This is a genomic window from Peredibacter starrii (assembly GCF_034259205.1).
GTDB classification, from domain to species: Bacteria; Bdellovibrionota; Bacteriovoracia; order Bacteriovoracales; family Bacteriovoracaceae; genus Peredibacter; species Peredibacter starrii.
On record NZ_CP139487.1, the window covers coordinates 4,112,692 to 4,127,966 of the forward strand.

A 15,275-nucleotide genomic window follows, 5' to 3' on the forward strand; every position below is an offset into this window, starting at 1 on the left:
TTTTTCCCGGGCCTTGTGACGTCCGCACAGGAGCTAAGTATTAGAAAAATTGTTAAGATTAGGACCCTTTCCATAGCAACAGATACTATGTGCATTTTCGGAATGGGTCAGCCTGCTCCTCGCCATTGAGACCGAGTAGATTTAACCGCACCTTAACAGAAGGGCCGGGAAATTATGCTATAACGCCCGCATAAATTCCTTAACCCAACACGAGGTAATCATGAAAACTCTCATCGCTTCAATCCTAGTTGCTTTCTCATTCTCTGCACTTGCTGACTGTAATCCTGAGGCCCAATTCATTGGTAAAGTTACTAAGCTTAAAGTGTATGAAACTCACTTCACATTTCAAGTAAGCATCACAAGACACTTCTCAGCGAGTGTTGTTTGTCCGATGTTTGAAGGTGATTTAGAGAATGCCGTCCTTGCTTATCCTGGAAAACCAAGCATCAAGAACGGCGATGAAATTTCGGGTGTAATGGTTTACGACGTTGCTTCTGACTCTTATAAGATCGATTAGATCTCAGGCATGTACTGAGCGCCACACTTGTCTTTAATGACAGTGTAGGCATCTTCATCGTTTACGAATTTAAATTTCGGATGACCATCCTGGGTCCAAAAAGTTGGGCCCGGGATTTTACAACCTGGTAGCCCTTTCTTGAACACAGTCACAGTTTTTGCCAGCCGAGGATCGGCACCCTTGGCATCCGATCTCAACATAATTCCTTTTCCAGTATAATCAATCTGAGCAAATTTTCTTTGAGCACGGTCCGGATTTAAATCCACCGGCTGCTCAGTCATCACTCCACCAATGAGAGTCTTATACTTTTTGAAGACCACCATCTCTTCACCAGTGTTAAGGGTGACGATAAGGTTTTGATCCTGCTCTTCTACGTGCATCTGACCTACACGAGGTAAGAACACAAGCATGGTTTCAAAATAATCTGATGTTCTGCCTGAGCCAACGTAATCAGTCATCCAAAGATAAGTATCGCGTTTAGCGCCATCATCTGTAACGAAGAAGAAATCACGAGTGGGATATTCAAAAGAGTCATTAGGTTCAGTTGGAACGATGTCATTAGGACCAAAGTTAGTGAAACTAAAGCCACGTTTAAAAAGGACGGCATTATCATCGGCCCCGTACTCGGTACGAAAAACCGTGGAAGCATCATTGCGAGCAGTGATGTAGTTGTAGCGATCAATTCTGGCCACATCTCGTTCGAACGGAACAATAGTGGCGGCCAAAGCAGACGTCGACATGATTGAAGCGAGAATAATTGATTTAATCATAAATACCTCTCAGACTTTCAGGCTAACACGCTCTGGATTTTGAGCAACAACTTCCACTATGACAAAATCTTTCAGTGACGCTGCAAACATTGCTACACACTGTGGTTAAGCTAAGATGATGAGATGAATCAGACGCATTTATCAGCAGGAATCATACCTATAAGAAAGAAAAAGTCAGAGTGGGAATTCTTGATCCTACGCGCTTTCAGTTACTGGGACTTTCCGAAGGGCATGGTTGAAGCGGAAGAAAATGCCCAGGTCGCTGCAGTAAGAGAACTTGAGGAAGAAACTGGGATATCGCATATTGAGTTTGTTCAGGGGAAAAAATTCATTGAAACCGAGGTTTACGGCAAAGGAAAAGTTGCCCGTTACTACCTCGCTGAGGTCAAGGAAGAGGTCGAAATAAAATTTGTCCCAAACCCCATTACGGGAGTCATCGAACATCATGAGTATCGTTGGGTTTCATATGAAGAGGCCAGATTGTTATTAGTTCCTAGGGTTCAACGAGTTTTAGATTGGGCCCAGAAGCTTATCGCTAACTAACATCATCATCTTCTTGCTCAACCAAATTTCCGAGAGCGAAGCCGCCATCAAAAACAAGTTCATCAGCTTCTTCTGGTAGGTTGCAACCATCCAAATAATCATCGTTTCCCAGATTGTGATTCAAACTAGACCCATCATGATAGTCATGAAGACCATGTCTCACATTCATATGAGCAATTTTTAATTTAGGTTGCTTACCCTCTACAGTTGGTTTTGTATCATCCATAAAAATCCTCCAAGATCGTTTTGCATCATCGATGCCATCGCTAATTATTGGAATTTGTGTCAGACTTTAATCTTCAATTGGTAACTTTGCCTCAGAGGAAATATGGTGAAACGTTTTAGTGCAGAAGACTTTACTGAAATGCCTTGGAAGAACGGTGGAGGAGTAACCACTGAACTTTTCCGCTTGCCCGATGCTCAAGGCGGATTTCTTATAAGAATCTCGCGAGCGAAGGTTGAAAAGGATGGACCTTTTTCTTTCTTTCCTGGCATCGATCGCAAGCTTTTAATTCTTCAAGGCGAAGGATGTCGTCTCCTATTTCCCAATAAAGAGGAAATACTCCTTCAAGGAAGGGTGCTGGAGTTTACCGGTGAAACTCCGATTGATTGCAGATTGATTGGCGGATCGTTGATCGATTTTAACGTAATGTCCGCAAGGAACTATGCAACTGCGAAAGTCCTCATCACCAAAAATCTGACAGGTGCTCAATTTGCCTATCACACGCGATCTGAAACTTTATATCAGTTTGAGAATGAAGAAGTTAAAGTGGATTTTCCAGAAGATGAACACATCGGAATTTGGATCACTAAAAAATAAAAAAGGCCGGCATGACCGGCCTTATGAGACTTATTTTACTGAGTAATAAACGTAAGGCTCTCTTACTTTAAGTTTTTCACTTTCTTTCATTTTAAGCTCTTCAAAAACTTTGCCTCTCACACTGAATAGACCAAATTTAATTTCCGAAATTTGAAGTGTAAGAAGACCAGTCGTTGCATTGTAACTTACATTTCCATTGGCCTTGACCTTGCCTGAGATTTGAGCTTTTACTTCTGCCGCAAGATCAAATTTACCATTCGTCGCATTCAGAGCGACTGAATTGATGCCCAGACTTGCTTTTGTATTATCCAACGCCGATGAAAGCGCTTCCATTACACCCTCTTCCGCTTGAGAAGAAAACTTTGATGTCTTAAAAGTCATCTTTTGAATACAACCACCAATCAGTTGATCCATCACTTCCTCATGGGCGACCTTACGATCACAGTTAAGCGATAAATTGTCTAACTTCATGCTGTCATCTTTTGAGTTGAAAGTACCTTGAAGAAGAGAAAGACTCGTGCGAGCACCGAAATCCAGATTGAAGTCTCTAACAATCATTGTCTGGGCCTCGGTCATAAAACCAGGGGCATCTTTCAGAGTAAACTCGGCCGTTTCAGCTCCTGTCACCAAAAGGTTGAAATCTTTATCAACTTTATCCACACTCACTTGTACGCCGGCCATACGAGAAAAAGAAGCGGCCGATCCTTCACCATGAGGATCTGTATATGTGAAATTGAAATTCTTGACAGCTACTTGAAGGTCATTGGCCATTGCAAAGCCAGAGATGAATAGGAAACTAAACGCGAGTTTCTTCATAAAAAATCCTTTTGAGAATATTCAATGAATGGCTTGTCGGGCCTCTCCGCTCAGCATTTACAAAAATGGGCAATGCCCACATCTTATGGAAAAAAGCTCCTGCTTCTGATCTTTCCGGTCGGAATCTTCCTTAGGCAGTTCTCTAGGCAAAGTGCTCAAGTTCATGAAACTTCATAACTGACGATCGTACTGCGACTTTTTTTCCAGTCTCTGTCAGCACTGGAATTTAAGAGAGAATGAAAGAGCTTTGAATTTAGGGAATGGTGCCCCTAAAATTAAGGAGTTTATCTCAAATTAAGCACTCAGGAGTTACTCATGAATCACTTTGTGAAGAGCATCGGTTTGTCGGTTGTTCTTTCTGCTTCAGCATTTGCTGCTGGCAAAAAAGAAGACTACAAAAACTATTACGTTCCAAGTTTTAAAGAAGCTTCTTTTGACGACGCCGAATTCATCAAAGAGAAGAAAGAATGGACCAAGGCCAATCGAAAAATTGCCAGCCAATCTTCTTTCTCAAATAGTGATATGAGCGCAGATCTTCAAAAACTTCGTGAGGAATGGTTACAAGTGAAAACTGGTGATCAGATGGAAGCTCTTCTAAAGGCCTCTCAAGGCAAATACGGTTCTTACTCTGAAGACACTCGTTACTTTCTGGCACAAATGCAACTGGCCCTTCCTCTTCGCGGAATTGTATGGCGTCTGCGCCCTCTCTTTGAAGAAGGCAAAGGCTTCTTAGGAAATAAATCAACTCACGTAACAGCGGTTCAGGCAGTTCGCACTATGGTTTCTGGTCTTAAGACTTTCCTTCCTACCAAACAAACTGACGCTTCAATTCAGTTCTTCACCGAACCATCAGTTGAGATGACAAAGTCTCAGCAGTTTCATTCTATTTCTCAGGTACAGAACTTCTTGATGACGACTATTATCCCGGCCATCACAGAAGCTTCTAATCGCATCACTGCGCTTTCAAAAGATGGTGCTCATAAAGCATTTATCTGGGACAACAAGATGGCCTTTGGGACGGGAACATTCGACGATGAAATTCATCGCTTCGTAGGTCATGGTCCTGCAGAAATCAATTTCACGATTGCATCTTTGGCACGTGCTCAACACAACATTCTTGTTTACTGTGCTTATAACCAAGACCAGGCGATTACACTCGCGGGCGAGATGGGTTCCCACTTTGGAATTGATTCAAGCATTTTCGCTTCTAAAAAAGATGATCTTGGTATGACTGACAAAGAGCGCAGCACTCTAGTTCGTCGTGCAGTTTCTAAGCGCTTTCTTGAACTCAGAAACTATGAAGGTTCTCAATACGGTTCTCAGCTAATGAAACAGGCCTACATCGCACTTAAAAATTCGGTGGTGTACTTTGACCGTTCGAATTCTTACCTTCAAGGTCGTGAGTCATCTCCAGCAATGTCTCTAAACCCGATCATGTTCCAGGAAGATGGTCCAATGAATCTTGATAAAGGGATTAAGAACATGAAGGCAGTTGTTTCTGGAATTGCGGAAGTGAGAGATCCTGTTTCAGGTGAAACTGTCACAATCAATGTTCCGGCATTTTATAACAATCCACCAACTTCTCTTGCCGTTCTCATGGCAACAGACTTTGAAGGTGGCGAAGTTCAGAAAACCATTAAGAACAAAAAAGGCGAAAACCTTGTTGTTCGAAACTATACTCGCGGTCGATCAATTGCTTGGGACAACAATGCCTGGAAACAATACGTTCCAAGTGCAGAAGGTCAGAAGCCAGGTTATATGGCGGACGCTCAGCGAATTATCCAGTACAGCCCAGGTACTTCAGCAGTATTTGGCCTACCTGACATGTTCGTTCACTAAAAAAAGCACCAAGGGAGGCCAGTGTGCCTCCCTTTTTTTATGTCCAGCTCAAGAAGTGGGGCCTTTTCGTCGATAAATAAGCAAATTTGCCGGAGTAGTAGTACGTCCCTTCGTACACTAAAATTGTTGTATGGCCTACTTTGAAAAGATCAAAAAATTTGGTGTAAACGGTTTCGTTCCCGAGGGCTGGTATTGGCTCATGCGTTCGGATGAAGTGAAACGTGGTAAGGCCTATCCCGCAAAATTTCTAACGATTGATCTGGTTCTTTATCGTGGAGAAGACGATCAAGTTCGTGCTTTCGATGCTCATTGTCCTCACATGGGCGCTCACCTTTGTGACGGTTTTGTTGAAGGAAATTCCATTCGCTGCCCTTTCCATTTCTGGAAGTATGACGAGCTTGGAAAGTGCTCGGAAATTCCGGCGCAAAAAGAAATCGGCAATATGCCGGGTCTCAAATCACATAAGGTTCGTGAGGCCTATGGTCTTATCTGGCTTTGGACAGGACACGAGGAAGATACTGAGCAAGTTCCAGTTGTACCTGAACTCGTAGGCATCCCACTCGACTCAAAACTTGGATCTAATTTTGTTAAGAATTGTCACCCGAATGTGGTGATGATTAACGCCATTGATATTCAACATTTTCGTTCAGTTCACCAACTAATTGTTGATCTGGATATGAAAGTAACTCCGCTGACTGATCGCTGTATTCAGTTCTCAAACATCACACCAATGCCAGAGAAGAACGCCATTCTTAAATTTGCTAAAAAGTTTTATAAATCTGCGCTGACTTATGAAATGACTTATTGGTGGGGCCACACCGGTTCGGTAATGGTGGGACCTGATTTTTTACACTTCTATATCATCTTCGCACTTCGTCCGACTTTGGATGGAAAGACCGAAGGACAAACCATTCTTGTGACTAAAAAACGCAAGGGACTTATGGGTCTTCTTGTGAACCCAATCCTGTTATTCGCAACCAAACTCGTTGGTGATTACTTCGCTAAAGGCGACACCATCATCTTCACTCGAATCAATTTTAAGTATCAAACTCCAATCCGGGCCGATAAAGCGATTATTGATTTTGTGGAACACTATGAGCGCCAAAATGAGGCGACCAAGTACTCCCAGTTTCAAGCAGTTCCTAAAAAAGAGACCGTTAACAGTTAATTGTTCGGAATTCCGGTAGCTTAGAGTTCATTCAGACCGTTCATTTTTGGCCGGAAACGACCGAAAAGAGATTGAAATTACTCAATATTTACAGGGATTTCTCATGAACAGAAATTTGAGCCAACGTCACAACATCTGTCTTGCTGATGATCAAAAAACGATGAAGCGAATTGAGATCGCTTTGAAGCGTAGTAAAGAACTCGATCAAACGGCGATGATGGATCAAGCTTCAAAAGATTATAATCATGAGGCCTGCAAAAATGAGATGTGGAACCCTGAACGCTTTTCTCTTCTCTATAAAACCTGGATTTGGGAGCAAGCGAGCCCAGATCAGAAAGTAAAACTCAATCAACTATTCTGGATTGCTTACTACTCGCAGATTATTTCTGCTGAGATCGCAACTATCTTCTTTAATCAAACCAGTGCAGCAGCTCTTTACGGGATGGAAGACTTCCGGGTGGTTTGCGATACATTGGATTTGGAATCCGCTCAAGAGCGCGCTCACATTCATGCCTTCAAAACGGTGAGTGAAAAGTTTGAAGAAGAAGTTTTCGGCGAGAGAATTTTTACTTATCCAATGCGAACTCCGTTTGAAAAGACCATGCTCTTTTCAGATTTAAGTGAATTCAAACAGTGGTGGAGAAAATGGCAGCTTCAGGCCTTCACCGCCATCTCTGCAAACTCCGCATTCGTAGGTTGTCAGTATTTCACAGTGAGAGGTCTTAGAACTCTTAACGGTAAAATCGTTCAGCATCAGCTTTCACGCTATTTCACTGAACACCCTGATAAAGACAACGCCCCAGTACCCTCGAAGATCAGTTATTATCACTTTATCGATGAGTCATTCCATTTCAACACATCAACGATCGTGTCTCATGATGTGATTAACTCTCTTCCTAAACCATCTAAGATTGAAAGCATCATTGGTAATATGGCCCTTCAAGGGTGTCAGAAGGATCATTATAACTTCTCAACTGCGATCAACGGTATCTTCTGGTATGACCCTGCCATCTATCAAACGATTTATAAACTGATGCGCTCAAAAGTCTTCAACATGAACCACAACGACGCCGTCGAGGCCGTTCGTCGCGCGTTCTGTGAAGAAAGCGAAGGCATGCTCGCGAGTTACAAAACTCATCGCGAGTCAGTGGATAGCTACAAAGCTTATCTTCAGGACTTCCATTATATAAATAAAGAAAACAAAGAACTCACTCTTATGGCGAGCAATAATCTTGAGAAACATCTTAAGACCAATCGCAAGGCCTTTGAGAGCTTTAAGAAGAAGGCCGCTTAATGAGCTGCAAGATTGAATTCCTGGATTCGGATAAGGCACCAGTTGAACTGAAAGAAGGTGACTGCCTTTCGGAGAAACTGACAATTCACAACTCTCCTATTCTTTTTGGATGCCGTATCGGTATCTGTGGCACCTGTGCCATTGAAGTTGTCGATCAAGAGAAACCACTCCATGAGAGAACTCATGATGAGAAGGAATTTCTAGGAGCGATGGCCCCAGGAAGAGATGAAGTCCGTCTCGCCTGTCAGATTCACATTAATACCAATATCAAAATTAAAAAGACCGATATCTGATGAAACGCGAAGACTTCTGGTACATCGTTGCTGAAAGCCATGAACTTGCAAAGAACCAAGTTATCTCGCGCTCGCTTATGGGTGAATGGCTCGCTATTTTCCGTAACGATGAAGGAAAGATCTCCGCTCTTCAAGATAAATGCTTACACCGAACGGCCCAGATTTCTCGCGGTAAAGTCGTTGAAGGAAAACTTCAGTGCCCTTATCACGGCTGGACTTATGATACTGATGGAAAGGTCGTACATATTCCCTCTATGGGCCCGACCTTTAAGCCTGGAAACAAGTGCTCGAAGAGTTATGAAGTCCTGGAGCAAGAAGATTACATCTATGTCCGCCTCTCTTCGGAGAACCCAGAGGTAAAACCTTTTCCCATGCCTTGTCATAAGAAGCCGGGTTACACCACCATTCGTCTTCAGCACTCTTTTAAAAACAATGTAACGAATTGTGCGGAAAACTTTGTGGATATTCCTCATACCACTTTCGTTCATCCCAAGATTTTCCGTGATGCCAAACACGAAAAATTCGGTGCTCTGATTGAACGCGCTAACGGCAGTGTGAAGGTGACATATAAGAACGAAAAGAAAAACTTCGGCTGGTTCTCATGGTTTCTAAATCCTAATGGGGACGAAATTGGTCACACTGATGAGTTCTTCGCTCCTAATGTGACCACTGTGAACTATTACTTTGGCGGGAAGAACCACTTCATCATTACTTCACAATCAGTGCCGGTAAATGAAGAAGAGACCCTGGTTTATACCGATCTTACTTATAATTACGGAATCTGGACTTGGCTTAGTCGACCTCTGGTCAGATGGCAGGCGAAAGTCATTATTGGCCAGGACGTAGAGATACTTGATAACCAAATGAAGACCATCAAGAAGTATGGTGCTCACTTTCAAAATTCTCCGGCAGATCTCATTCACACTTGGATTGAATCGATTCAGGCCGAGATTCAGGAAGGACGAGACCCCAAACTTCTCCCTCGAAAAGAAGCGGAGATTGAATTCTGGGTATGAACCTCGTTATTCTTTTCCTCACCTTTTCGGCCCTCACGATCATCGGTCTTTTGAACGACGAAACAAGAAACGCGACCTTCTCCCGCACTAAAGAAGAATGGACCGCAGATATGGCGGGACTCTTCATTCAAGGTGTAGTGATCCCTGCAGTACCATTCATAACTGTTCCTTTCCTCTATGAGTTCTTGCCCCGCTTTGCCGGGAAACTTGATATCAATGCCTTCGTGCAATTCATGCTGAGCTTTGTGCTGGTTGATTACCTTTATTACTGGAATCACCGCTTATTTCATCGTCGCCACTATTGGTTCATCCACCGCATGCACCATAGCTCTCGTCACCTGGATGTCTTTGCGACTTCTCGTAATAGCATGATCACTTCATTTCTCTTCGTTTATGTCTGGTCTCAGATCATTGGAATGTATCTCTTAAAAGACAGCACTCCTTTTATGCTGGGCCTTGGTTTCACTTTCGCTTTGGATCTCTGGCGCCACAGTGGTGTGAAGCAACCTCAGGTTCTTCATTCTGCTCTTAGTTGGGCCCTGATTATGCCGGAACAACATGTGTTTCATCATTCTCTGGTTGGAAGAAATCGCAATTACGGTGCGAACTTCTGTTGGTGGGACAAAATTCACGGCACGTTTTCACCTAATGAAGTAAAGAACAAAGAACTAGAACGAATCTCAAATCGAAACGTGTGGACGGAACTTTTCACTCCGTGGAAGGTGAACAAATGACCTTAGGCGGACGTTTAGTTTCATTATTCCCACTTTTCTACATCATCTGTGTCTTCGGATGGATGGGGAAGATGTTTGCGGACTTCTCTGGGATTGATCCATTCGTACTTATTTTCATCATCTATCTCTTGCCGCTTTTGATTCATCGGATTCATTTTTTCTTTTTCCCTTTCACTGATGGCTACTGGATTCTTTCTGAGAAGAAATATAATCCCTGGTGGGCCTCACATATGTTTCAGTATCCATTCATTGCTTGCCCATGGATTGAAAGCCTTCTGCATTTTGTACCCGGCCTTTATTCGGCTTGGCTGCGCGCTTGGGGAAGCAAAGTTGGGAAAGGTGTTTTCTGGACCCCACGAGTTGAAATTGTAGATCGCGGGTTAGTAGAGATTGGCGACTACTCTGTCTTTGGACATATCACGGCCATGTGTTCTCATATGGTGGCGGACATTGAGGGACAACCGGCCCTCGTCATTAAGACCATCAAGATTGGAGAAAAGTCCTTTATTGGTGCTGATTCACAAATCGGGCCTGGTGCCATTGTAGCTCCTCGTACCAAACTAAAACCGAAGTCCAGAATCTACTGGCGTGGCGAATGGCCGTGAGCATTCCCTTTCTGTTGGTTAAAACCTCACTCGCACTTCTTGCTACCATTAAGCGCAAAGAATTTATTGATGCTTGTAAAAATCCAGCTTATGCACAAGCGCGCCTAAAAGAAAAACTTGGTACCCTACCCGATAGACCAACTTCATATCAGGATTATGAAAATCTCAAATTTCCTGATGTGATTTTTTATGAAACGACCTCTGGCTCAACTGGCACTAAAAAGAAAATCCCTTATACCAAGGCCCTTTTGAAATCCTTTGAGAACATGTTCCTCTTGTGGGCCCATGATTTAGTTTTCCATTCCGGCCTAGGACTCAAATCCGGGAAATTCTTTATGAGTGTTTCACCACAAATAGGTGACTCCGTTAAAGATGATCGCCAATACCTGTCCCCCATGGTGAATTGGCTTTTAAATCCATTTCTGGCATCTAATCCAAATCAGCATAAGGCCCGCACCTCGGAAGAATTTCTGAAGAAAATTTCGCTGGATCTTTTAAAGGCCAAGGACCTCGAAGTCATTTCAATCTGGAGCCCAACTTACTTTTTAAGTGTCTTGGATTTTATGGAGACTCAAGGACTAGTGAAAAACCCCGACTGGGAGAAAATCTGGCCCGAACTTAAACTCATTTCTTGCTGGACCAGCGCTCAAGCTGAGCTATCGGCCAGGACCCTTAAAACCAAATTCCCTCAAGTAAAAATCCAAGGTAAAGGTCTTCTTTTAACTGAAGCTCCCATTACTATTCCTTGGTCCGAGGCCAATGGTGATCTTCCTCTTCTGAATGAAACTTATCTTGAATTCTTAGACTCGGAGGGAAAGATTCACCCACTCCATGAAATTAAAAGAAATCATCGATACATCGTCCTCACGAGTACCGTGAATGGTTTCCTTCGCTACAACACCTTAGATGAGGTGGAGGTCACCGGTTTTTACTACCAGACCCCGGTATTAAAATTTCTCGGGCGAACAGGTAATCACTCAGACCTCGCGGGCGAGAAGCTTTCAGACACTGTTCTTCGCGAACTCTTTCCATTTCCAATGTTACTGGTTCCTAATCAAGAAGAGACTCTTCCCTATTATGAGGCCTACATTGAAGAAACTCATGAGATTGAAAAAGGTCTACGCGAGAACTATCACTACAACCTGGCCCGTGAGTTAAATCAACTCAAGGAAGTCAAGATCATCAAAGTTCAAAATCTCCGTCAAAAGTATCTGGAATTTTATCAGTCTCAAGGAATGCAGTTAGGTGACATCAAAGAACGAATGCTGATTAGCGATTCGGGGCAAGTGCAAAAACTCCGGGAATGGATTGCGAAAGCGCGCTAGTCATCTCTTCCAATGACATCGCAGTCAAATATCCCTTGGCCTTCACTTTTTCTAAGACAGCGTCAGGTAGGCTCTTCGCGATAAGTTGCCCTAAAAGTTCCATCTTCCCACTGGTGACTACTACCGCATTGATCTCAGTTAGAAACTTCTTCAATTCTTCTTCGGTAGGATCTTTCTTCTGACGGAAGACCTCTTCACAAATGCTATAAGGACCAACTTTAACCATAAAAGAGATGCGCTCAAAGTAGCCCAAGAACTCATCGACTTCTTTATCACTCATGCCGTTTTTGTGATTCGAAAACAGAATCACTCCTGCAGAATGGTGACGAATTTCATCTTTAACGATGTTCTTGAAAGTCTGGGCAACGTTCTCGTCCTTCGCAGTTTTGGCCAAGGTCTTATAGTAGTTTAGTCCCCATCCCTCTAAAAGAATCTGGATCAGAAGTAAGTGAGAAGTTCTTTGTGCTTCCTGAATGATCTCACCAATTAGAAGTGAGAATGAAGGAATGTTTTCCAATGAGGTGCTGAAATTCGCAAGCGACTCCACCATTCTAAGGTGCTTCGCCTCTTCTTCTCCCACAAAGCAATAGAACTCACGCTCTTCTTTATTTTTGGCCGCGAGATTCATTTTCCCCGCATAGGCCATTCCGGCGCACTCAATGAAGTAGGCTTCCTGGAGAATTTTTTGGCCGAGAGAGACGAGAATTGAATTTCTGATTTCTGCTGAAAGTGACTTCCAGGTCTCAGAGTTCTTCACATTGAAAAAATCTTCGTCCCAAATCGGTACATTCTCTTTTCCCATAGGGTTTCTGGTCTCCCCATGGACCTTTGCCGTGAGTTCCAGGAGATTTAAAAACTCCTTTTGCTCCTTAGGCAAATTTGAAAGAAAGAGATGAGGAAACTTCAAGCAATCTTCCCAGTGAATAGTTTTTTAAACGCTACATCCATAATGCCGTAATAAAGTCCGGTAGGAAGAAATCTTCTTAGAACGTAGCTCATGCCACCGTCCTTACCGAACACCTTCCTCATCGGCAGTTTCGAACGTTTAGATAGCTTTAAAATACCTTCAGAAACCTCGGTTGGTTCCTGAGGTTTTCGGGCAGAGATCTTAGCATGAATCTTCTTATAATTTTCGAATTGTTGACGGTAAACGCTCGCTGGATTCTTCATACTCCACGCCAGATTAGGACCGAAATTGGTACGGTACCCACCCGGCTCGATGAGACAAACCTGCACGCCATGAGGGGCAAGCTCCCCGCGAAGCGATTCAGTCAGACCTTCCACGGCAAATTTACTGGCACAGTAAAGGCTCGTCAGAGGGAACCCCATAAAACCAAAAACTGACGAGAAGTTAAAAATCTTCCCGCGAGACTTTCTCAAAAGCGGAAGAAAGGCCTGAGTGACATTCACAGTCCCAAAAAAGTTTACTTCCATCTGATAACGGATTTCTTCTTCTTGCAGATCTTCCAATGCACCAAACAGACCGTAACCCGCGTTATTGATAAGAATATCAATTGAGCCAAACTGCGCCTCAACTTCTTTCATCGTAGAAGCAACTTCAGCTTTATTCGTCACATCCATTGAAAGTTCAGTCAGACGTGCATTCGGTTTTCTTTCCGATTCAAAAATTTCTTTTCTTGAAGTGAGATTTCTTCCAGTGGCGATAACGTGATCTCCATTACGAAGGAACGCGTGCACCAGAAGTTTACCAAAGCCAGAAGTGGCACCTGTAATTAGAACTTTTCTCATTTTCGTCTCACTTGAAATGTTTTCTTTAAAGCGTATTTAAATGGCATCCAGACCGTCATCTTGGCAATGCAAGTTAACTCATGTCCATCCTGCCACTTAGGATTTTGTTTTTGAAAGAACGCGACCCGAGGCTCTTGTAAAAGCTCAGGAGTAATATCGGCCACATGTTCTCTCAGAGCGCATGATCGACCTTCGTAAGCAATAATGCCAGTGTCGGCATGATAATGCTCCCCAAATTTCTTGGCATAAAACTCATTCATCAGTGTTTTATACTCTGGAGGAGTTGGCTGATCGTGGCGGGGATAATGATAAGCAAAGTTGTTCGCCATCAAAAGATAGGTTTTATAGCCCTTAGAAATTAAGAACCAATAGACCGCAGTTCCGGGTCTCTTCATTTTTAATTTCCAGAGATATTTTAAGAACTCAATCCCCAGAGCAGGAGATCCCCAGTACTCTTTATTTGTTACTGTATCACCACTATAAACACCCAGGACATTCTTCCCGGCCTTCTTAAGTGGCACTCGCAAAAGAGTTGAGAACCCCTGAATCGATCGATCGTGTTTATCACGCAGAATGATCACATGGTTCTTTTCATAAAGATCATGCTCAAAAGTTTCTAATGTATGGTTCTGGTAGTATTCAGAGAAGAGTTGATACATGCGCTCAATTTCTGGGCGCTTGAGTTTTTTCACTCTGACCGTGGAAGCCGTTAAAGCTTTTCTCATGGTAACTTCCAAGGTGAAGATTTAAGTTTATTTACGTACTGAATGTATTGAGCGACCGGACGATCAATGGCAAGAAGAGTTCCGGGATAAAAGCGCATGTTCTCATACACTTCTCCGTCCTCACCTTGCAGGGAATTGAATCCCATCTTTGTCATCACAATAAGAGCGCGCTCGATGAATTTACCAAAAGGCCCTGAGCGTTTCTTTGTCACAAATATTGGCTGCACCAGGATGCGTCCCTTTGCGATCGGACGATAAGCAAAAATCATATGCAAAGTCGGCCACTTCTTTCCAAAGAAATAGACGTCCTTCATCAGCGTCAGGAAGCCGTTGTTTCCGTGATCATATCTCATCGAATAGGAATATTCTGGGCCCAGTAAGAGTTTTGAAATTTTCTCAAAGAGATTTCCTTCACCGATTTTTCCCGTAAGAGTAATGTCCATCAAGTTCCCCTCTTCAGGTTCAGCGATGTCCACTTTCATTTCAATATCTAAACTGTGAACGGTCTTTAAGTGCTGGGGATCGATACCATTGATCATGGTCACATGATGGTGGCAGGTTCTCTCATAACTCTTTCCGAAATGAATCACAGTATCTTGGTGATTCTTAATTTCTGGAAAATCGACTAACTCATGTTTTGGATTCGCGTCCGGATAGACCCAGATGGCCCCGTACTTTTCGGTCACAGAGTAGAATGGAACTTTTGCCTTGGCCGGAATTTCTTCCTGGCAAGGAACTTTGATACACGAGCCTTCGGTATTAAATTGCCAGTGATGGAAAAAACAGCGAACTGAATTACCAACTACTTTTCCTTTACCGAGATGAGTTCCCATGTGTGGGCAGTACGCATCGAGAGCTCCGACCTTTCCGTCTTCGCCTCTGAAAATCACCAACTCTTGTCCACACAACTGCAACGACTTCACACCACCAATAGGGAGTTCATGTGAAGGCAAAGCATAGTACCAACCATAGGCCACTTCATTCCAATTATTAAAAATTGGGAAGTCCTGGATGGGCTGGGTAGTTTGGTTTTTAACAGCGTACATCCTTAAAATTTTAAG

18 protein-coding genes are annotated in these 15,275 nt (G+C 43.2%); 11 read left to right on the forward strand and 7 right to left on the reverse strand.

Annotation, left to right across the window (positions count from 1 at the left end; genetic code table 11):
• The first annotated feature begins 220 nt into the window (after positions 1-220).
• Positions 221-517, forward strand: coding sequence for a hypothetical protein (locus tag SOO65_RS20535; protein WP_321395117.1), 297 nt, complete (start codon positions 221-223; stop codon positions 515-517).
• On the opposite strand, the gene SOO65_RS20540 is transcribed toward SOO65_RS20535, so the two are convergent.
• On the reverse strand, positions 514-1,287 hold the full coding sequence (locus tag SOO65_RS20540; protein ID WP_321395120.1) for a hypothetical protein: 774 nt from the start codon (positions 1,285-1,287) through the stop codon (positions 514-516). The genes SOO65_RS20535 and SOO65_RS20540 overlap by 4 nt on opposite strands.
• Positions 1,288-1,410: 123 nt before the next feature.
• Between SOO65_RS20540 and SOO65_RS20545 the strand changes: the two genes are divergently transcribed.
• Positions 1,411-1,830, forward strand: coding sequence for a bis(5'-nucleosyl)-tetraphosphatase (locus tag SOO65_RS20545; protein ID WP_321395123.1), 420 nt, complete (start codon positions 1,411-1,413; stop codon positions 1,828-1,830).
• Here SOO65_RS20545 and SOO65_RS20550 read toward each other — a convergent pair.
• Entirely contained in the window at positions 1,823-2,056 is a 234-nt protein-coding gene (locus SOO65_RS20550) for a hypothetical protein (RefSeq protein WP_321395126.1), read from the reverse strand. The genes SOO65_RS20545 and SOO65_RS20550 overlap by 8 nt on opposite strands.
• A 102-nt stretch (positions 2,057-2,158) precedes the next feature.
• On the opposite strand from SOO65_RS20550, the gene SOO65_RS20555 reads away from it, so the two are divergent.
• Positions 2,159-2,650 carry a HutD/Ves family protein gene (locus SOO65_RS20555; RefSeq protein WP_321395129.1) on the forward strand — a complete coding sequence of 164 codons (492 nt, stop codon included), beginning with the start codon at positions 2,159-2,161 and terminating at the stop codon, positions 2,648-2,650.
• Positions 2,651-2,680: 30 nt separating this feature from the next.
• Here SOO65_RS20555 and SOO65_RS20560 read toward each other — a convergent pair whose 3' ends face one another.
• On the reverse strand, positions 2,681-3,466 hold the full coding sequence (locus SOO65_RS20560; RefSeq protein ID WP_321395132.1) for a hypothetical protein: 786 nt from the start codon (positions 3,464-3,466) through the stop codon (positions 2,681-2,683).
• Between the two features lie 315 nt (positions 3,467-3,781).
• Here SOO65_RS20560 and SOO65_RS20565 point away from each other — a divergent pair, with 315 nt between their 5' ends.
• The 8 genes from SOO65_RS20565 to SOO65_RS20600 all read left to right on the forward strand — a co-directional run bounded on the left by SOO65_RS20565 (position 3,782) and on the right by SOO65_RS20600 (position 11,740).
• Positions 3,782-5,305: a hypothetical protein gene (locus tag SOO65_RS20565; protein ID WP_321395135.1), complete on the forward strand. Its 1,524-nt coding sequence runs from the start codon at positions 3,782-3,784 to the stop codon at positions 5,303-5,305.
• A 130-nt stretch (positions 5,306-5,435) separates the two neighbouring features.
• Positions 5,436-6,473, forward strand: coding sequence for an aromatic ring-hydroxylating dioxygenase subunit alpha (locus SOO65_RS20570; RefSeq protein ID WP_321395138.1), 1,038 nt, complete (start codon positions 5,436-5,438; stop codon positions 6,471-6,473).
• A 103-nt stretch (positions 6,474-6,576) separates the two neighbouring features.
• Entirely contained in the window at positions 6,577-7,767 is a 1,191-nt protein-coding gene (locus SOO65_RS20575; RefSeq protein ID WP_321395140.1) for a P-aminobenzoate N-oxygenase AurF, read from the forward strand.
• Positions 7,767-8,060, forward strand: a complete 294-nt coding sequence (locus SOO65_RS20580; protein ID WP_321395143.1) for a 2Fe-2S iron-sulfur cluster-binding protein — start codon at positions 7,767-7,769, stop codon at positions 8,058-8,060. The genes SOO65_RS20575 and SOO65_RS20580 overlap by 1 nt, the downstream gene beginning before the upstream one ends.
• Positions 8,060-9,076 carry an aromatic ring-hydroxylating dioxygenase subunit alpha gene (locus SOO65_RS20585; RefSeq protein WP_321395145.1) on the forward strand — a complete coding sequence of 339 codons (1,017 nt, stop codon included), beginning with the start codon at positions 8,060-8,062 and terminating at the stop codon, positions 9,074-9,076. The genes SOO65_RS20580 and SOO65_RS20585 overlap by 1 nt, the downstream gene beginning before the upstream one ends.
• Positions 9,073-9,810, forward strand: coding sequence for a sterol desaturase family protein (locus SOO65_RS20590; RefSeq protein ID WP_321395147.1), 738 nt, complete (start codon positions 9,073-9,075; stop codon positions 9,808-9,810). Before SOO65_RS20585 ends, SOO65_RS20590 begins: the two co-directional genes overlap by 4 nt.
• Complete coding sequence (locus SOO65_RS20595) at positions 9,807-10,415, forward strand: acyltransferase (RefSeq protein ID WP_321395149.1); 609 nt, start codon at positions 9,807-9,809, stop codon at positions 10,413-10,415. The genes SOO65_RS20590 and SOO65_RS20595 overlap by 4 nt, the downstream gene beginning before the upstream one ends.
• The gene (locus SOO65_RS20600) at positions 10,406-11,740 is read left to right on the forward strand and encodes a GH3 domain-containing protein (RefSeq protein ID WP_321395150.1); all 1,335 of its coding nucleotides are present in this window, start codon (positions 10,406-10,408) and stop codon (positions 11,738-11,740) included. Before SOO65_RS20595 ends, SOO65_RS20600 begins: the two co-directional genes overlap by 10 nt.
• On the opposite strand, the gene SOO65_RS20605 is transcribed toward SOO65_RS20600, so the two are convergent.
• From SOO65_RS20605 to SOO65_RS20620, 4 genes are all read right to left on the reverse strand, one after another.
• Positions 11,685-12,542 (reverse strand): ferritin-like domain-containing protein, encoded by an 858-nt coding sequence (locus SOO65_RS20605; RefSeq protein WP_321395152.1) that lies wholly within the window; start codon positions 12,540-12,542, stop codon positions 11,685-11,687. The genes SOO65_RS20600 and SOO65_RS20605 overlap by 56 nt on opposite strands.
• Positions 12,543-12,643: 101 nt before the next feature.
• Positions 12,644-13,489 (reverse strand): SDR family oxidoreductase, encoded by an 846-nt coding sequence (locus SOO65_RS20610; RefSeq protein WP_321395154.1) that lies wholly within the window; start codon positions 13,487-13,489, stop codon positions 12,644-12,646.
• Positions 13,486-14,214, reverse strand: coding sequence for a hypothetical protein (locus SOO65_RS20615; RefSeq protein ID WP_321395155.1), 729 nt, complete (start codon positions 14,212-14,214; stop codon positions 13,486-13,488). Before SOO65_RS20615 ends, SOO65_RS20610 begins: the two co-directional genes overlap by 4 nt.
• Positions 14,211-15,260, reverse strand: coding sequence for an aromatic ring-hydroxylating dioxygenase subunit alpha (locus tag SOO65_RS20620; protein ID WP_321395156.1), 1,050 nt, complete (start codon positions 15,258-15,260; stop codon positions 14,211-14,213). Before SOO65_RS20620 ends, SOO65_RS20615 begins: the two co-directional genes overlap by 4 nt.
• Between the last annotated feature and the right edge of the window lie 15 nt (positions 15,261-15,275).